The sequence below is a fragment of the Hymenobacter sp. IS2118 genome, assembly GCF_000715495.1.
Classification (GTDB): Bacteria; Bacteroidota; Bacteroidia; order Cytophagales; family Hymenobacteraceae; genus Hymenobacter.
The window spans coordinates 1-15,652 of the sequence record NZ_JNLX01000187.1; the positions used below are offsets into that span (position 1 = coordinate 1).

At 61.1% G+C, this 15,652-nt stretch carries 12 protein-coding genes; 4 read left to right on the forward strand and 8 right to left on the reverse strand.

What is annotated here, in order from left to right:
* The 3 genes from GM79_RS20645 to GM79_RS20655 form a co-directional block, all read right to left on the reverse strand.
* Positions 1-961, reverse strand: a 961-nt coding sequence (locus GM79_RS20645) for an IS481 family transposase (RefSeq protein ID WP_035567650.1), incomplete at its 3' end; no start/stop codon positions are given.
* Between the two features lie 121 nt (positions 962-1,082).
* Positions 1,083-2,534 carry a DEAD/DEAH box helicase gene (locus GM79_RS20650; RefSeq protein ID WP_081867914.1) on the reverse strand — a complete coding sequence of 484 codons (1,452 nt, stop codon included), beginning with the start codon at positions 2,532-2,534 and terminating at the stop codon, positions 1,083-1,085.
* A 48-nt stretch (positions 2,535-2,582) separates the two neighbouring features.
* On the reverse strand, positions 2,583-3,533 hold the full coding sequence (locus tag GM79_RS20655; RefSeq protein ID WP_051719139.1) for a YihY/virulence factor BrkB family protein: 951 nt from the start codon (positions 3,531-3,533) through the stop codon (positions 2,583-2,585).
* A 90-nt stretch (positions 3,534-3,623) separates the two neighbouring features.
* On the opposite strand from GM79_RS20655, the gene GM79_RS20660 reads away from it, so the two are divergent.
* Positions 3,624-4,166 carry a DUF2062 domain-containing protein gene (locus GM79_RS20660; RefSeq protein WP_051719140.1) on the forward strand — a complete coding sequence of 181 codons (543 nt, stop codon included), beginning with the start codon at positions 3,624-3,626 and terminating at the stop codon, positions 4,164-4,166.
* A 36-nt stretch (positions 4,167-4,202) separates the two neighbouring features.
* Here the strand turns inward: GM79_RS20660 and GM79_RS20665 are convergent, their stop codons facing one another.
* The 4 genes from GM79_RS20665 to GM79_RS20680 form a co-directional block, all read right to left on the reverse strand.
* On the reverse strand, positions 4,203-4,730 hold the full coding sequence (locus GM79_RS20665) for an NADPH-dependent FMN reductase (protein ID WP_035567585.1): 528 nt from the start codon (positions 4,728-4,730) through the stop codon (positions 4,203-4,205).
* A 191-nt stretch (positions 4,731-4,921) separates the two neighbouring features.
* A complete protein-coding gene (locus tag GM79_RS20670; protein WP_035567657.1) occupies positions 4,922-5,677 on the reverse strand; it encodes a succinate dehydrogenase/fumarate reductase iron-sulfur subunit in 756 nt (251 codons plus the stop codon).
* Between the two features lie 134 nt (positions 5,678-5,811).
* Positions 5,812-7,746 carry a fumarate reductase/succinate dehydrogenase flavoprotein subunit gene (locus GM79_RS20675; protein WP_035567587.1) on the reverse strand — a complete coding sequence of 645 codons (1,935 nt, stop codon included), beginning with the start codon at positions 7,744-7,746 and terminating at the stop codon, positions 5,812-5,814.
* A 101-nt stretch (positions 7,747-7,847) separates the two neighbouring features.
* Complete coding sequence (locus GM79_RS20680) at positions 7,848-8,552, reverse strand: succinate dehydrogenase cytochrome b subunit (RefSeq protein WP_072008687.1); 705 nt, start codon at positions 8,550-8,552, stop codon at positions 7,848-7,850.
* A 343-nt stretch (positions 8,553-8,895) separates the two neighbouring features.
* Here GM79_RS20680 and GM79_RS20685 point away from each other — a divergent pair, with 343 nt between their 5' ends.
* The 3 genes from GM79_RS20685 to GM79_RS20695 all read left to right on the forward strand — a co-directional run bounded on the left by GM79_RS20685 (position 8,896) and on the right by GM79_RS20695 (position 14,317).
* Positions 8,896-11,847, forward strand: a complete 2,952-nt coding sequence (locus tag GM79_RS20685) for a gliding motility-associated C-terminal domain-containing protein (protein WP_051719141.1) — start codon at positions 8,896-8,898, stop codon at positions 11,845-11,847.
* 328 nt (positions 11,848-12,175) lie between these two features.
* Positions 12,176-13,081, forward strand: coding sequence for an ACP S-malonyltransferase (fabD, locus tag GM79_RS20690; RefSeq protein WP_262489486.1), 906 nt, complete (start codon positions 12,176-12,178; stop codon positions 13,079-13,081).
* A gap of 3 nt (positions 13,082-13,084) precedes the next feature.
* A complete protein-coding gene (locus GM79_RS20695; RefSeq protein WP_152560117.1) occupies positions 13,085-14,317 on the forward strand; it encodes a hypothetical protein in 1,233 nt (410 codons plus the stop codon).
* A gap of 308 nt (positions 14,318-14,625) precedes the next feature.
* Here GM79_RS20695 and GM79_RS20700 read toward each other — a convergent pair whose 3' ends face one another.
* The gene (locus GM79_RS20700; protein ID WP_035567591.1) at positions 14,626-15,600 is read right to left on the reverse strand and encodes a type IX secretion system membrane protein PorP/SprF; all 975 of its coding nucleotides are present in this window, start codon (positions 15,598-15,600) and stop codon (positions 14,626-14,628) included.
* Positions 15,601-15,652: the final 52 nt, after the last annotated feature.

Here is a 15,652-nt window from a genome sequence, read left to right on the forward strand (position 1 = left end):
TGTATGGTCCCGGTGTATGGGGTAGTGGGTCGCGGGTTGGGTCGCGGTGAAAGATAGTAGGATTTTTTTGCCATTCGGCGCAAATAAACTCGTGCGGCGTCAGCCCCTTCAACCGCTTGAGCCGCTTGGCGTAGTTGTAAGCCACTAAAAAGGTCTGCAAATGACTGTCCAACTGTGCCGTCGTCTCGTAATGGAAGCGCTTAATCGTGGCCTCCTTTACCGTGCGATTCAGGCGCTCGACCTGGCCATTGGTCCAGGGGTGGGCGGGCTTGGTGAAGCGCTGCTCGATGCCCCACTCGTCGCAGAGCTGCCCGAAAGGATGGCGACCGACTTGGGTGTAGTGGGGCAGGTTGCGAAACTGAATACCGTTGTCCGTCAGTAGCTTATGCACCTTGTAGGGAATCTGTGGCAAGACGCGCCGCAAAAAGTCCGTGGCAATGGCTTGCGTGGCCTGCGGCTGCAACTCGGCGAAGGCCAGCTTGCTGGTGCGGTCAATCGCAACAAAGAGGTACTGCTTGCCCTCTTCCGTTTGCACTTCGGCAAAATCGACGTGCAGGTAGCCTAGTGGGTAGGCCTTGAACTTCGCTTTACCCACCCCTGCCGCCGGCTCGTCGACCGGGGGTAAACGACTGATATCTTGGCGTTTCAAGCACCGATGCAGGGCCGAACGGCTTAGGTGGGGAATCGTTTCCTGCAAAGCATAGAGGCAGTCATCAAGCGGTAGCAACGTATGCTGCCGGAAGAGTACAATAGCTGCCTCTTCAACCGGGGTGAGCACCGTGGAGGCTGGTTTGGGGCCGCGCACGGCCTCTTCCGTGCTGGTGCGCCGCCGCCATTTGCGCACCGTGCCGGCCGTGAGACCCAAACGCTTGGCTAGCGTTTGTACGCCTTCTGTACTTTGCTGGATAAGGCGCCGAGTTGCCGGCGTTGTGGTGGCGCAGCCATGTGGTACTTTTCCCATAGGTTTGTCCGAAAGATACGCCACAACGCTGCTTGCCCATCCCCTGGGACTATACAGCTACGCCATTTGTTCTGGCTGCAAATGAAAAGGAGCTGGCGCGGGTCCGGCGGGCTTGCAGGCACTAGCGAACCAGGGCTACTTTCACCTTTTTGCCCTTCACTTTGGCGCCCTGCATTTTCTCCAGCACTTCCTCGGCCAGAGCCTCGGGTACGGCCACGAAGCTGTGGTGGTCAAACACCTCAATGCGACCCACGGAGTCACGTTCCAGCTCGCCCACGCTCACAAAGGCCCCCACCAAATCACCGGCGCTAATTTTCTCGCGTTTGCCCGCCGAAATGTGGAGGGTAACGGTGCTGGGGCGCGGCGGCTTTGGCGCGGCTGTGGGCAGGGTAGGGGGGCGCAGGCCGGCCCATTTCACACCGCTGGCCGAGGGCCAGTTTTGCAGCTTCTGCTGCTCGTAGGGCGTCACAATGAGGTGGGCGGTGCCCACGGCGCCGGCCCGAGCCGTGCGCCCGGCCCGGTGCTGGAAGGTTTCGGCTTCGTGCGGCGGGTCGAACTGCACCACGGTGTCAAGCTCGTTCACGTCGAGGCCGCGGGCAGCTACGTCGGTAGCTACCAGCACGGTAGCCGAGCCGTTACGCAGCTTCATCATGGACTTGTCGCGCTCAGGCTGCAGCATTTTGCCGTGCAGCGCCTCGGCCGCCAAGCCGCGGCCTTTCAAAAAGCGGGTCAGCTCTTCCACCCGGTCGCGGGTATTGGCAAATACCAGCGAGCGGCCAGCATCGGGCTGGGTGATGAGGTGGAACAGTGCGGCGGGCTTCTGGTCGGCAGCGCTTACTACGTGGCCACGCAGCACCAGGCTTTCGGGCAGGGTAGTGGCGTTGGAGCCGCCCACATTCATCACACGAGGCCGCGTGAGGTATTCACGCACCAGCGCCAGCACTTTATCCGGCATTGTGGCCGAGAATAGCAGCGTTTGCCGGCGCTGCGGCAGGCGACTAACGATGGTCGCCATTTCCTCCTGAAAGCCCAGGTCCAGGAGCTTGTCGGCTTCGTCCAGCACCAGCACTTTCAGGCGGTTGGGCACAATGGTGCGGCGCTCCAGGTGGTCGAGCATGCGGCCGGGCGTGGCCACTACTACGTGTGGCATCTGTTGCAGGCCCTTCACTTCTTCGCGCATGGCATGGCCGCCGTAGTAGCCGGCCACGCGCAGGTTGGGCATGTGCTTGCCAAGGCTTTTGAGGGCGTCGCGCACCTGCATCACCAGTTCGCGGGCGGGCACCAGCACCAGCGCCTGCATGGTAGCCGACGTCACGTCGACCTGCTGCAGCACGGCCAGGCCGTAGGCAGCGGTTTTGCCCGAGCCGGTGGGGGCTTGCCCAGCCACGTCCTGGCCTTCGAGGGCAGGGGCCAGCACCAGCTGCTGCACCGGCGTGGGCCGGATGAAATTCAGCTCGGCTACGCCCGCCAGCAAAGCCGGGGAGAGGGCGAAATCAGAAAATTGGAGGTCGGCTTTGGCTGCGGCGGCAGCCTGGGGAACGGTCCCAGCGGCGGATGAATCAGGAGTTTGCACCGTACAAAGGTAACGGATGCCGCAAGGCCAACGCAGCCCCGGAAATTATCAGTAGCCGGTTTCGCCTTCGGCCACGTTTACCAGGCGGTAGCGCACGGCTGTTTTTTTGGGGCGGATGTCCAGCCCGATGCGGTGGGCGTATGCTTTGGTGAAGGCGGCGCCGAAGTAAAAAATCATGGCCGAGTAGAATACAAACAGCAGTACCAGCACCAGGCTCGACGCCGGCCCGTACACCGGCCCCAGGTCGCGGGCTACCAGCAGCGCCCCCAGCACCACCTTGCCCAGGCTGATGAGCAGCGCCGTGAGGGCCGCCCCGCGCGTGACCGCCCGCCACGGCACCCTGGCCAGACTCAGCGTGCGAAAGGTAACCCCGAACCACACGGCCAGAATCAGCCAGCCTATAACAGAATTCAGAACCCGCACGAGGTAGTAAACGAACGTAGCATCGAAGTCCTGAATGGCGCTGGCAAAGAGCCCCAGGGCGGCATCGGCGGCAAAGGCCAGTAGCGAAAGCAGCGCCGTGGCCAGCAAAATCCCCCCCGAGCGCAACCGCTCGCGCAGGGCCTGCGAGAACTTCCCCGTGCCGCGCTGCGGCCGGATTTGCCACAGCTGATTCAGAGAATGCTGAATGATGGTGAACAGGGTGGTGGCCACAAAAAGCAGAAAGGCAAACCCGACCCAGGTAACGAGGCGGCTGCGCTGCGGGTCGGCCACATTTTGCACAATCTGGGCCACCAGTCCGGCCCCCGACGCCCCCACCACATCGCTGATTTTGGCCAGCAGCATCATCCGCACCAGCGAGGCCGGATAGAGCGAGCTCAGCACCTGAATCAGGATAATGAGAATAGGCGGCAGCGCGAAGGAGGTGAAAAAAGCCGTGGCCGCACCCAGCCGAAGCGGGTCGTTGGCACCCAGCTCGCGGCCGGCGCGGTGCAGCAAAATCGGGAGTTCGCGCCACCAGGGGCCGGGCAACTCCGCGGGCGGGATTACTTTTGTCATCAGCAAAAAAGCCGGAGCGGCCCTGCCAAGCATCGTGCGTTGGCTGGCCGCATCCAGCGAAGATACGGGGCCCCGGCTCCGGCCCCGCCCATGCCCACACCGCCCGTTCCGCCTGCTACCGAAACTACCCCGGCTCCGGCCGCGCCCCCGGCGGGCTGGCTGCGTCGCCGTCTGCTCAACCCGATACTGAGCATCCTGCGCCAGGGCCTGTCGCCGGAGCAGCTGGCCCTGACGGTGGCATTGGGGGTTTCAATTGGCGCCATTCCGTTTATGGGTGCCATTACCACGGTGGCGGCGCTGGTAGCGGTGCGGCTGCGCCTGAACGTAGCGGCGCTGCAATTCGTGAGCCACATGATGACGCCCCTGCAGCTACTCATCATCATCCCGCTGCTACGGCTGGGCGCACGCCTCATGGACAATACGACGGAAAACGAACTGACTGTGTCCCATATCCGGCACCTGTTCGCCACCGATTGGCAGGCAGCCTTGCAGCTCCTATGGCGGGCCGAAGTAGGCGCCATGGCCATTTGGCTGCTGGGCTCAGTTCCAATAGTGGCGCTGCTCTATTTTGTGTTACGCCCAATATTCAGGCGAATAGCGCAACGCCGGGCAGCGGCTGAAGTGGGTGCCTAGCGCTGGCTACACAAACGAGGCGCTGGGGTAGGGCAGCTAAAATGCCAGTAAAGCCTCGGCTTGCTCGCGCAAAAGCTGACGGGAAAGGTCATGGTTCAGGCTGTCTTCCTGATTAAGGTCCTGACCGATGAAGGGCAGGCGCACGCGTTGGGGCAGCACAATTGAGCCGAGGTACATGAGGATGTCGGTGAGGTGCGTCATCGCTAGCATGCCGCCCTGGCCGCCATTGCTGAGGCCAATCAGCGCCGTTTTCTTTTCGCGCAGTCCTCCCGGATACGGCAAGCCATCAATAAAAGCCTTCAATACGCCCGGAAAGGAGCCGTTGTACTCCGGTGTGATAATTACCAGCTTGTTGCCGGCATTCAGCAAGTCTGCCAAGCGGTTGAATGCCGGGTTGGTGCCCGCGTTGGCGTACAGTGCTGAAGTAGTAAAGTTGTCTGGCAGCTCGGCCAGGTCAAGAATTTGACTTTCCGCGTTTAGCTCGGTGAGCAAATTTTGGTAGTAGTTGGCAATGCGGCGGGCGCGGGAGCTGGGCCGGTTCGTACCGACGAGGAGGGTTATCAAAACAGGAAGCTGGGAATGAGTAATCACTCAGACAACCAGAAAGAGGGGGCGAGGTTTCGCGGCGCATTCGAAATGAAGCGAAGTGGGCAGCGACCATCTATAAATTTAGCCCCTGTCTTCGCCTGTCTGTAGGCAATAAAAAAGGCGCAACGGAATTAACCGTCGCGCCTTTTTTGATAACAAACAGGTGCTTATGCCAAGCTGTTCGAAGTAGCCTTGGCCACCAGAAATTCGCGGTTCAGCATTGCAATGTTTTCCAGCGAAATGCCCACCGGGCACTCTGCGGCGCAGGAACCGATGTTGGAGCAGGCGCCAAAACCTTCGATGTCCATCTGGGCCACCATGTTCTCCACACGGGTTTTACGCTCGGCTCCACCCTGGGGCAACAGCGCCAGCTGCGACACCTTGGCCGAAACAAACAGCATGGCCGAAGCATTTTTGCAAGCGGCCACGCAGGCCCCGCAACCAATGCAGGTAGCGGCCTCGAAAGCGCGGTCAGCAATTTCCTTAGGAATGGCAGTGTCGTTGCCGTCTGGTACGCCGCCGGTGTTCACGCTCACGTAGCCCCCGGCCTGAATAATGCGGTCGAACGCCGAGCGGTCCACGCTCAAGTCTTTGTTTATCGGGAAAGCATTAGCCCGCCATGGCTCGATGGTGATGGTATCGCCGTCCGAAAACTTGCGCATGTGCAGCTGGCAACTCGTGGTACCCTTTTCCGGCCCGTGGCTGCGGCCGTTGATGAACAGGTCGCACGAGCCGCAAATGCCTTCGCGGCAGTCGTGGTCGAATGCCACCGGGTCCTGGCCGGCATGCAGCAGGTCCTCATTCAGCACGTCGAGCATTTCCAGGAAAGACATTTCGGGCGAAATATCCTTCACTTTATACTCCACAATCTTGCCTTCGGTGTTGCGGCCTGCTTGGCGCCACACGTTCAGGGTCAGGTTCATCGGTTTGGCGTTGGGATTGGAGCCGGCCATGTTTTTCTTTAATTAAAAATTAAAAATTGAGAATTAAAAATTGAGCCTGTATGCAAATGGGTAACCCCATTTTTAATTTTTAATTCTCAATTTTTAATTGATTTCTATTTGTAGCTGCGCTGGGTCAGCTTTACGTTTTCAAACGTTAATTCTTCTTTGTTGAGCTTTTCGGGCTGGTTCTCGCCCTGATATTCCCAAGCCGATACGTAGGCGAAGTTTTCGTCGTCGCGCAGGGCCTCGCCCTCGGGGGTCTGGTATTCCTCGCGGAAGTGACCACCGCAGCTTTCGTTGCGGGCCAGTGCGTCGTCAATCATCAGCTCGCCCAACTCCAGGAAGTCGGCCACGCGGCCGGCTTTTTCCAGAGTTTGGTTCAGCTCTTCGCCGGTGCCTACCACTTTCACGTCGCTCCAGAACTCCGTGCGCAGCTTCTGGATTTCGGCTTTAGCGAAACGCAGGCCTTCAGCGTTGCGGGCCATGCCGCAATATTCCCACATGATGTGGCCCAGCGCCTTGTGGAACTGGTCGGGCGTGCGGTTGCCTTTGATGGCAAGCAGCTGCTCGGTACGGGCCTGCACACCGGCCTTGGCTTCGGCAAAGGCGGGGTGCTGGGTGTCCACCGGCTTAGGAGCGGTTTGGGCCAGGTAATCGCCAATAGTGTAAGGAATTACGAAGTAACCGTCGGCCAAGCCCTGCATCAGGGCCGAAGCACCGAGGCGGTTGGCGCCGTGGTCCGAGAAGTTGCACTCGCCCGTGGCGTAAAGGCCCGGGATGGTGGTTTGCAGGTTGTAATCAACCCACAGGCCGCCCATGGTGTAGTGCACCGCCGGGTAAATGCGCATGGGCATTTTGTAGGGGTCTTCGCCAGTGATTTTCTCGTACATGGCGAACAGGTTGCCGTACTTCTGGCTCACGCCGTCGGCCCCGATGCGCTGGATGATTTCGGCAAAATCAAGGTACACGGCCAGGCCGGTGCTGCCCACGCCGCGCCCCTCATCGCACATCTGCTTGGCGTTGCGCGAAGCCACGTCGCGTGGCACGAGGTTGCCAAAGGCCGGGTACTTGCGCTCCAGGAAGTAATCCCGGTCGCCTTCGGCGATGTCCACGGCTTTAATCTCGCGATTACGCAGGCGCTCGGCCGTTTCCACGGTTTTGGGCACCCACACGCGGCCGTCGTTGCGGAGCGACTCCGACATGAGTGTCAGTTTCGACTGGTAGTCGCCGCTAACGGGAATGCAGGTGGGGTGAATCTGGGTGAAGCAGGGGTTGGCGAAGTAGGCGCCTTTTTTGTGGGCGCGCCACGCGGCCGTCACGTTGCACAGCTTGGCGTTGGTGCTCAGGTAGAACACGTTGCCGTAGCCGCCAGTGGCCAAAACCACGGCGTGCGCGGCGTGGTTCTCAATCTCGCCGGTGATGACGTTGCGGGTCACGATGCCACGGGCCACGCCGTCCACCATCACCAAATCAAGCATTTCCGAACGGGTGTAGAGCTTCACTTTGCCATAGGCAATCTGCCGGCTCAGCGCCGAGTAGGCACCCAGCAACAGCTGCTGTCCGGTTTGTCCGCGGGCGTAGAAGGTTCGGCTTACCTGGGCCCCGCCAAACGAGCGGTTGGCCAGCAGGCCGCCGTATTCGCGAGCAAAAGGCACGCCCTGGGCCACGCACTGGTCAATAATATTGACCGATACTTGGGCCAGACGGTACACGTTGGCTTCGCGGGCGCGGTAGTCGCCACCCTTCACGGTGTCATAGAAGAGGCGGAACACGGAGTCGCCGTCGTTCTGGTAGTTTTTAGCGGCGTTGATGCCACCCTGCGCGGCGATGGAGTGCGCGCGGCGGGGCGAATCGTGGTAGGTGAAGGCTTTTACGTTGTAGCCCAACTCGGCCAGCGAAGCGGCGGCGGAAGAGCCGGCCAAGCCGGTACCCACCACAATCACATCGTATTTCCGCTTGTTGGCGGGGTTCACAAGCTTAACGTTGAACTTGTGCTTTTCCCATTTTTCGGCAAGGGGGCCTTCGGGGATTTTGGAATCCAACAGCATAGAGAAACGGAGTGAGGGTGTGACTGGTGACCTGTAGAACAGCCAACGGGCGCAGGTGTTGCGCCGGAGGCCAATATTCTACGGGGCGTAATCCGAACTATTTAAAACGCCGAGGCCACGCTTTGAATCAGGGAGGAAGCGTTCGAAACCACTTCACCCCGCTCGTTGGTGAACAGGAAGAAATAAAGGGGCATCGAGGCAAAGCCGGCGGCTACAACTACCGAAAAGACATAGCCCGCGTACTTGATAAGCGACATGTATTTGCGATGGTTCAGGCCCAGGGTCTGAAAGCCCGAGCTGAAGCCGTGCCACAGGTGGTAGCCCAGGCTGATTTGCGCGGCCACGTAGAGCAGCACGTACCACCAGAGCTGAAACGAGGAGGTTACGGCCAGGTACAGATTATCGTAATCGGCGGTAGTGACATCGGCACCGCCCATTTTGCCAAGGTCGCCGGCGAAGCGGGCGCGCCAGAAAAAGTTGTAGAGGTGCACGATGAGGAAAATCAGGATGATGGTGCCCAGGATGCCCATGTTGCGGGACGTCCACTCGCTGTTCTGCTCGGCTTTCCATTGCGCGTAACCCTTGCCGCGGGCCGCTTTGTTGCGGCGCGTGAGGGCAAACGCCTCGTAGATGTGAAAGCCGAAGCCCAGCACCAGGCCCCACTCAATGGTACGGATGATGGGGTTGGTGCCCATGAAATGGGAGTAGGCATTGAAGGCTGCGCCCCCGTCGTGCTTGAATAACTGCAGGTTGCCGACCAGATGCACCACCAGGAACGTGCACAGAAACAGGCCCGTAATGGACATTATGAGCTTCCGGCCGATGCTGCTGGTTAAAGTTTTTGTTATCCAACTCATAAAGTAGCCAAACTGGGGAAGTGAAGAGGTATGTTTATAGCACCCAAAGGTAGGCCCCGCCCGCTACCCGAACAACGCAAAGGCGCGATTCTTGCCTGCCAGGGCCTTGGTCTGAAATAAACCTGGCCTGCGGTGGTGAATCTATCCGCGACGAACATCGTTTGCTCGTTCAGGCACGTTATTGCAGGAATAACCCATTGGGCCCGGCAAATGTTGGGTTTTCGGGCCCTTTGATGACTGGTGTTGCAAGCACTAGTAACACGTCCTACTTTCCCTTCTCTATTTAGCCGGTATGCTACAAAAATTTCTACTTCGGGTCTGGGCACTGCCGCGGCTGGTGCTGCTTGTGCTACTGCTGGCCGTGGGCCTGGGCGCCCTGCCGCAGGCGGCGTGGGCATCTCACATCCGGGCGGGCGACATTCAGGCCACGGTGGACGCTACGAACCCGCGCCTCGTCTCTTTTAGGATGGTGCTTTACACTGATAACTGTACATCTTGTGTAAAACAGCCCACCGCTACTATATTCTTCGGGGATGGCACTTCCAGCTGTCTTGATGGTGTGCCACGGGTAGGAGGAGAGCAGCCTATTCCCGGCAATCCCGATACCAGCCTCAACGTCTATTTATTTGAGCACGAGTTTCCCTCTTCGGGCAGCTTCATCGTCAGCTTCATTGGTGAAAACCGCAATCGGGGCGTTTTAAATATGGACCGGTCTGATGACCAGTCCTTTTACATCAGTACAACCATTAATCTGGACCCCACTCTGCGGGGTAACCGTTCGCCCGTGCTCACGGCTCCGGCCATTGACAAAGCGGGCGTGGGCCAGGTGTTTCTGCACAACCCCGCCGCATTCGATGCCGATGGAGACTCACTGGCTTTCAAGCTGAAGGAGAGCCAGCGCGTAGCCCTGGCCATTGGGGATGTGGTAGGCTCGCCCTGCACCGGCACCGGCACCAACCGGCCGCTTCCGACGATTGTCCCCAACTTCCGCTACCCCAACGACCCATCTATTAGCGGTAGCAACCGGCCTGTGCAGGTGGCCTACGATGGCCGCCCGCAAGGAGTGCCCGGCGCTCCGGCCATTTTCGTGCAGGACATTAATACCGGGCAGATTACCTGGAACGCGCCCAACACCGTGGGCTTCTACAACGTGGCCATGGTGGTGGAGGAGTACCGCCGCACTCCCGGCGGGTTTCGAAAGATTGGGGAGGTTATCCGGGATATGCAGATTATCGTGGCCGGCACGCCCAACATACGGCCTACGATTACCATTCCGGAGGATATTTGCGTGATTGCCGGGCAGAGCGTAACCGGCCAGGTTTCGGCCGTGGATGGCTCGTCGCCGTCGAGCCCGCAGACGGCCATTGATTTGTTCGCTTTTTCGGGCATTATCCCACCGGCTACCTTCACCCAAACGGCTAAGGGGCCGCCCACTGCCCGTGGCACCTTCTTTTGGCAAACCGAGTGCAGCAACGTGGCGGACCTGCCGTATCTGGTGGTTTTCAAGGCTCAGGATACGCCCAGCCCGATATCGCCGACCAACCCGCCGCTGATTGACCAGAAAACCTGGCGTATTACGGTTATCGGGCCGGCGCCGCAAAACCTGACGGCTACGCCCATCGTCGGCGCTGGCACCGACCCCAACCGCGTACAGCTCAACTGGAACCAGTACCAGTGCGCCAACGCCTCGCGCATTTTCATCTACCGGAAGGTGAACCCTTCGACGTGGGAGCCCGGCGACTGCGAAACCCGCATTCCGGCCTCGGCGGGCTACACGCTGGTGGGGAACGTGGCCGCCACCGAAACCTCTTTCCTGGATAGAAACGTGGATGCCAACGGCAACGTGCGGGGGCTTGACCGGGGCCAGACCTACTGCTACCGCATCTATGCCGAGTTTCCGCTGCCGGCTGGTGGTGCCAGCATTGCTTCGCAGGAAACCTGCGCCACCTTCCCCGGCAGCCCCGTGCGCTTGATTAAGGTAGACGTGGAGAACACCGGTACGGCCGATGGCCGCATTGGCGTGTGCTGGACGCAGCCTCGGCAGGGCACTGGCGGCGGCCTCGACGGCACGCCCAGCTACGTGCTGTCGCGCGCCGAGGGCCTGAACCCCACGGCCTTCACGCCCATCGCCACCATCACCACGCTGGCCGATACCTGCTACACCGATACCGGCCTCAACACCGAGGCACTGCAATACACCTACCAGCTGGAGTTTGTACGCACCTTCCCGCCCGCCGACAACCGGGCGCCCATTCGGGAAGTGGCGCAGCCGGCCAGCAGCGTGCGTGTGCGCGCCGTGCCCGCCAACCAGCAAGCCACGGCCATCGCGGTGAGCTGGACCTATAACGTGCCGTGGGATAATACCACCCGGCCAGCCCGGATTTTCCGGCGCACCGGCACCACCGGGCCGTTGGTGCAGCTTGCTACGGCGCCCACCACGGCCACCGGCGGCACGTACCTGGACGCCGACCCGGCCCTGCGCAAGGACCAAACCTACTGCTACTACGTGCAAACCGACGGACTCTATATCGGTATTCCGTACCTGAATTCCTTGCTCAATCGCAGCCAGGTGCAGTGCGTGGTGCTGACCACGCCGCCCTGTATTCCGGTGCTGAAGCTGGCGGTGACCAACTGCGACAGTCTGGCGGCGCTGCCGGAGTTCCCGCGCCAGGACGAGCGCTACACCAACCGCCTGAGCTGGACGCTGAGCGCGCTGCCCCCCGGCTGCGACACCAACATTGCCAACTACCTGCTTTACTACCGGCCTACGCCCACGGGCCCGTTCACGCTGCTGGCCACCACCACGCAAACCAGCTACCTCCACACCAACCTGGAGTTTAACGGGGGCTGCTATGCCGTGCAGGCCGTAGCCCCAAGCGGTGCAGTGAGCGACACGAGCAACATTGCTTGCCAGGATAATTGCGTGTTCTTCCGCCTGCCCAACATCTTCACGCCCAACGGCGATGGGCAAAACGAAGTGTTCCGGCCCAAAAACCACAGCCCGGTGCGCCGGATTCGCTACCAGGCGTTCAATCGCTGGGGCGTGAAGGTGTTCGAGAACGTGACTACTTCCGATGACCGGATTCTCATCAACTGGGACGGGGGCGGGCCGGCCGGCGAGTCCGGCAACGGCAACGCCTCCAAGGTGTCGGACGGCATCTACTACTACCTGGCGGAGGTGGAGTTTGCAGACTTTGCCAATACCAAGCGTACTTACAAGGGCTGGGTGGAAGTACGGCGCTAGGCCGCTGACTACCAACTGCAAAACTGAAAGAGGCCGCCCCAATGGAGCGGCCTCTTTCAGTTTTGAATTGGGCCGTTGGGTAGTTTATGTGCAGCTTGCGCCCATAATTGGCGCGGTGGCTGGCCGGATGCTGAGCCACTTTAAGTACTTAATGTAGAGTAACCGAAGCAAAAAGTTGTCATGCTGAGCTTGTCGAAGCCTCTCTACCGCACCGTTGGACAGTTTCAACGGTGCGGTAGAGAGGCTTCGACAAGCTCAGCATGACCGTTCTCTACTTCGGTTACTTTTGGGCCACCGCTTAACAAACAACTCATCCCCAAGCCCGCTCGTGAACCCTTCCACTTCCTCCGATTCTCTCCAAACAGCCATCCTTTTTCCCGGTCAGGGGAGTCAGTTTCCGGGTATGGCCCGCGAGCTGTTCGAGCAAAGTCTCGACGCCCGCGCCCTGCTCACCCAGGCCAACGATATCCTGGGCTTTAGCCTGACGGATATCATGTTCAGCGGCTCGGATGCTGACCTACGGCGAACCGACGTAACCCAGCCCGCCATTTTCGTGCATTCGGTGGCCCAGTTTGTGGCCCACCCCGAGCTGCGACCCGCCATGACGGCCGGCCATTCGCTAGGCGAATTTTCGGCGCTGGTGGCCGCGGGTGTGTTGCGCTTCGAAGATGCCCTGGCGCTGGTGGCCCGCCGCGCTCAGGCCATGCAGGCCGCCTGCGAGGAGCAGCCCGGCACAATGGCCGCCATTCTCGGGCTCGATGATGCCACGGTGGAGCGCATCTGCCAGGAAATTACGGCGGCCGGCGATGTGGTGGTAGCCGCCAATTACAACTGCCCCGGCCAGCTGGTTATTTCCGGGTCGGCGGCCGGGGTGGCTGCGGCCTGTGAAGCCCTGAAAGCGGCCGGCGCCAAGCGCGCCCTGCCGCTGCCGGTGGGCGGCGCCTTCCATTCGCCCCTCATGCAGAGCGCCGCCGCCGCCCTGGCCGAGGCCATCGAAAAAACCACTTTCAGCGAAGCCCGCTGCCCGGTGTACCAGAACGTGGACGCGCTACCACACGCCGCGCCGGCCGAAATCAAAGCCAACCTGCTGCGCCAACTCACCGCTCCCGTACGCTGGACCCAGGCCGTGCAGCAAATGGCGGCCGACGGCGCCAACGAATTTGTGGAGTGCGGCCCCGGCAAAGTATTGCAGGGGCTGGTGAAGAAAATCGTGCCCACGGCCACCATCGGCTAAGTGGTGCGGCCTGCACCCGAGAATCCACGCGGGGCGCGGTGGTGGGGCTGGTCGGTAGCGCTGGCGGGGCTGGTTCAGCTGGCCTTGTTTGCGCTGGCCACCGGGCCGGGCCTGGCCGGCACCGCCGACTCGGGCTACTACCTGCACGCGGCCGGTACGCTGCGGGCGGCCGGCCACCTGTTACACCCCGACGGCTCGGCCTACCGATACTGGCCGCCCCTGTACCCGGTGCTGGTGGCGCTGAGCGGCAGCCTGGGGGCGCTGCGGCTGCTGCACGGCGCGGCGCTGGTAATTAGTCTGCTGGCCTGGAGCCGGTTGGGCCGCCGGCTGCTGCCGGGGGCGTTGGCGCTGGTGTTGCCCTGGCTGCTGGCTTTCGGTACGCCGTGGCTGGTGGTGAGCAAGTTTGTATGGGGCGAAACGGTGTTTCTGGCCTTATTCGCGGGGTACGCGGGGGCGCTGTTTCGCTGGCTGCGGCTGGGAGAGGCACGGTGGTGGTGGCTGGCTACGGCCTTGGGTTTTTTACTGCCTTTGCAGCGCACGGCCGGGTTTTTCTTGCTGGCGGGTACGGCCTTGGCTCTGTTGCTGACGCGCCGGGCGGGGGGCTGGAAGCGCCTGCTGCCGGTGGCCGGGCACGCCTGGCTGGCCGTGTTAGGAGGCGTTGCGTGGCACGTCTACGCGCTGCTGCTGGCGGCTCCCAGCGTCTACCGTCTCAACCGGGGCTGGCCGCAGTTCGTGAGCTCAGCGGCCGATTACGGGTTCGTGCTCAGCCGCTGGCTGCTGCCGGTGCGCGCCACCTGGCGCCCCGAGCTGTCGTGGGTTTGGGCACTGGTGCTGCTTGGGCTGCTGGCGCTGCTTTGGCCGCGCGCCGCGCGGCTGGCAACGGCCGACGCGGGTCTTCGGCGAACTGAGCTGCCGGAGCCGCACCGCTTTTTACGGGTTTTGTGGATGGCCACGCTGGTCTTCCTAACGATGCTGCTGGTTTCCACCACGTTTACCCGCAGTGCCGCTGGCCTCTACGATGCCGAACGGTACGCCAGCGTGCTTTTTGGGCCCGCGACGCTACTGGCGCTCTGGAAACTGGGGCGCTGGCTTGAAGCGTGGGGCAGGCGCGGCCGGGCTTCCTGGCTGGTGACGGGCTTTCTGGCGCTGTGGGTGGCGTACTCTGCGGGCCGCAGCATCAGCAATGCGCTGGCTCTGCGTAAGCTGGTGCCGGTGGAGTGGCCGGCGGTACAGTAGTGGATGCGGCTAGAGCAGTTTCCGCCGCTATGAACAGAATTAAAAATGAATAATTAAAAATTTTACGGTCAGACCTTTGATTTTTCATTAGACTTGTTCCCGAATAAGCAGAAATGAAAAAAGCGAGTCATGCTGAGCGCAGCCGAAGCATCTCTACCGCTTCGTTGAGTCGATTGGATTAGTTGCGCGGTAGAGATGCTTCGGCTGCGCTCAGCATGACCGTCGATTTTATACTTTTTTTGTATTTAGGAACAAGTCTATTCTCTATAAAACTGTACACTAACCTGGAAACTGCTCTGATTAGCAGCTTACCAAAACCGATTGGTGCACACCACCTGGGCTTTTTTCTTGAGCCGCAGGCCTACCAGTATTTCGTGGCTGCCGCCGTTGTAGCCAGCCAGCTCGGAGAGGCCCGCGTCGTAGGAATAGCCCAGCGTGTACTGCTCGTAGCTGAGGCCCACCATGGCCACGGCCGAGTCGAAGGCCCGCCACGAGACGCCCGCCCACAGCAGGTCCTGGTACTTGAGCTTGGCGTTGACATCGACCGAAAGCGGAGCCGGGCTCACGGCCTTTACCAGCACCGAGGGCACCAGCGACCAGTCGTCGCTGAGGGGCAGCCGCACGCCGGCCGTGGCGAAGTAGTGGCGATTTAGCTTGTTGCCGGGTGCGCCCTCACCCAGCTGGTTGGCCCCGTAGGAGAAATTGAGCTGGTTGCCCAGCAGCTGCGCCCCCGACAGGCCCACGTAGAACTTCGAGCTGTAGAGCCAGGCCCCCACCGTGCCATCCAAAACCCGTGAGGAGGCACTGGGGGCCACGGTTGTGGGGTCGAAAAAGCGCAGCTGCTGCCCATCCACGGCAAACTGCTGCATGCCGGCCGACATGCCCAATGCCAGCCGCAGGTCGGGCGTCAGCACCAGGTTGTAGGCGTAGGAAACGTATGCGCCGGCGCGGCTCGTGGGCCCGGTCACGTCGTTGTACACGAGGCCGCCCAGGGCGTGAAACGGCCGGCGCCGGTCCCGAATGGTGCGTTTGGCCGTGCTGCGCCACTTGCCCAGCGAGGAATTAATGCTGGCGTAGTAGGTTTTGGGCGCCCCTTCCAAGCCCGTCCATTGGGTCCGGTAGCTGAACTTGACGTCGATGTAGTCCTCCACGCCCGTCGTGCCGGGGTTTAGGAGGTAGTTGTTGTTCATGTACTGGCTGTACTGCGCCTGCTGCTGGGCCCTGGCCGGCGCCCCAGCCAGCAGCAGCAACGGCAGTAGCAGCAGTGATAATGCTCTTTTCATAGCGGTAGGTGGCTTATTTCTCTATTGAAGAAGCAGGGTTTTTGGCTGAACG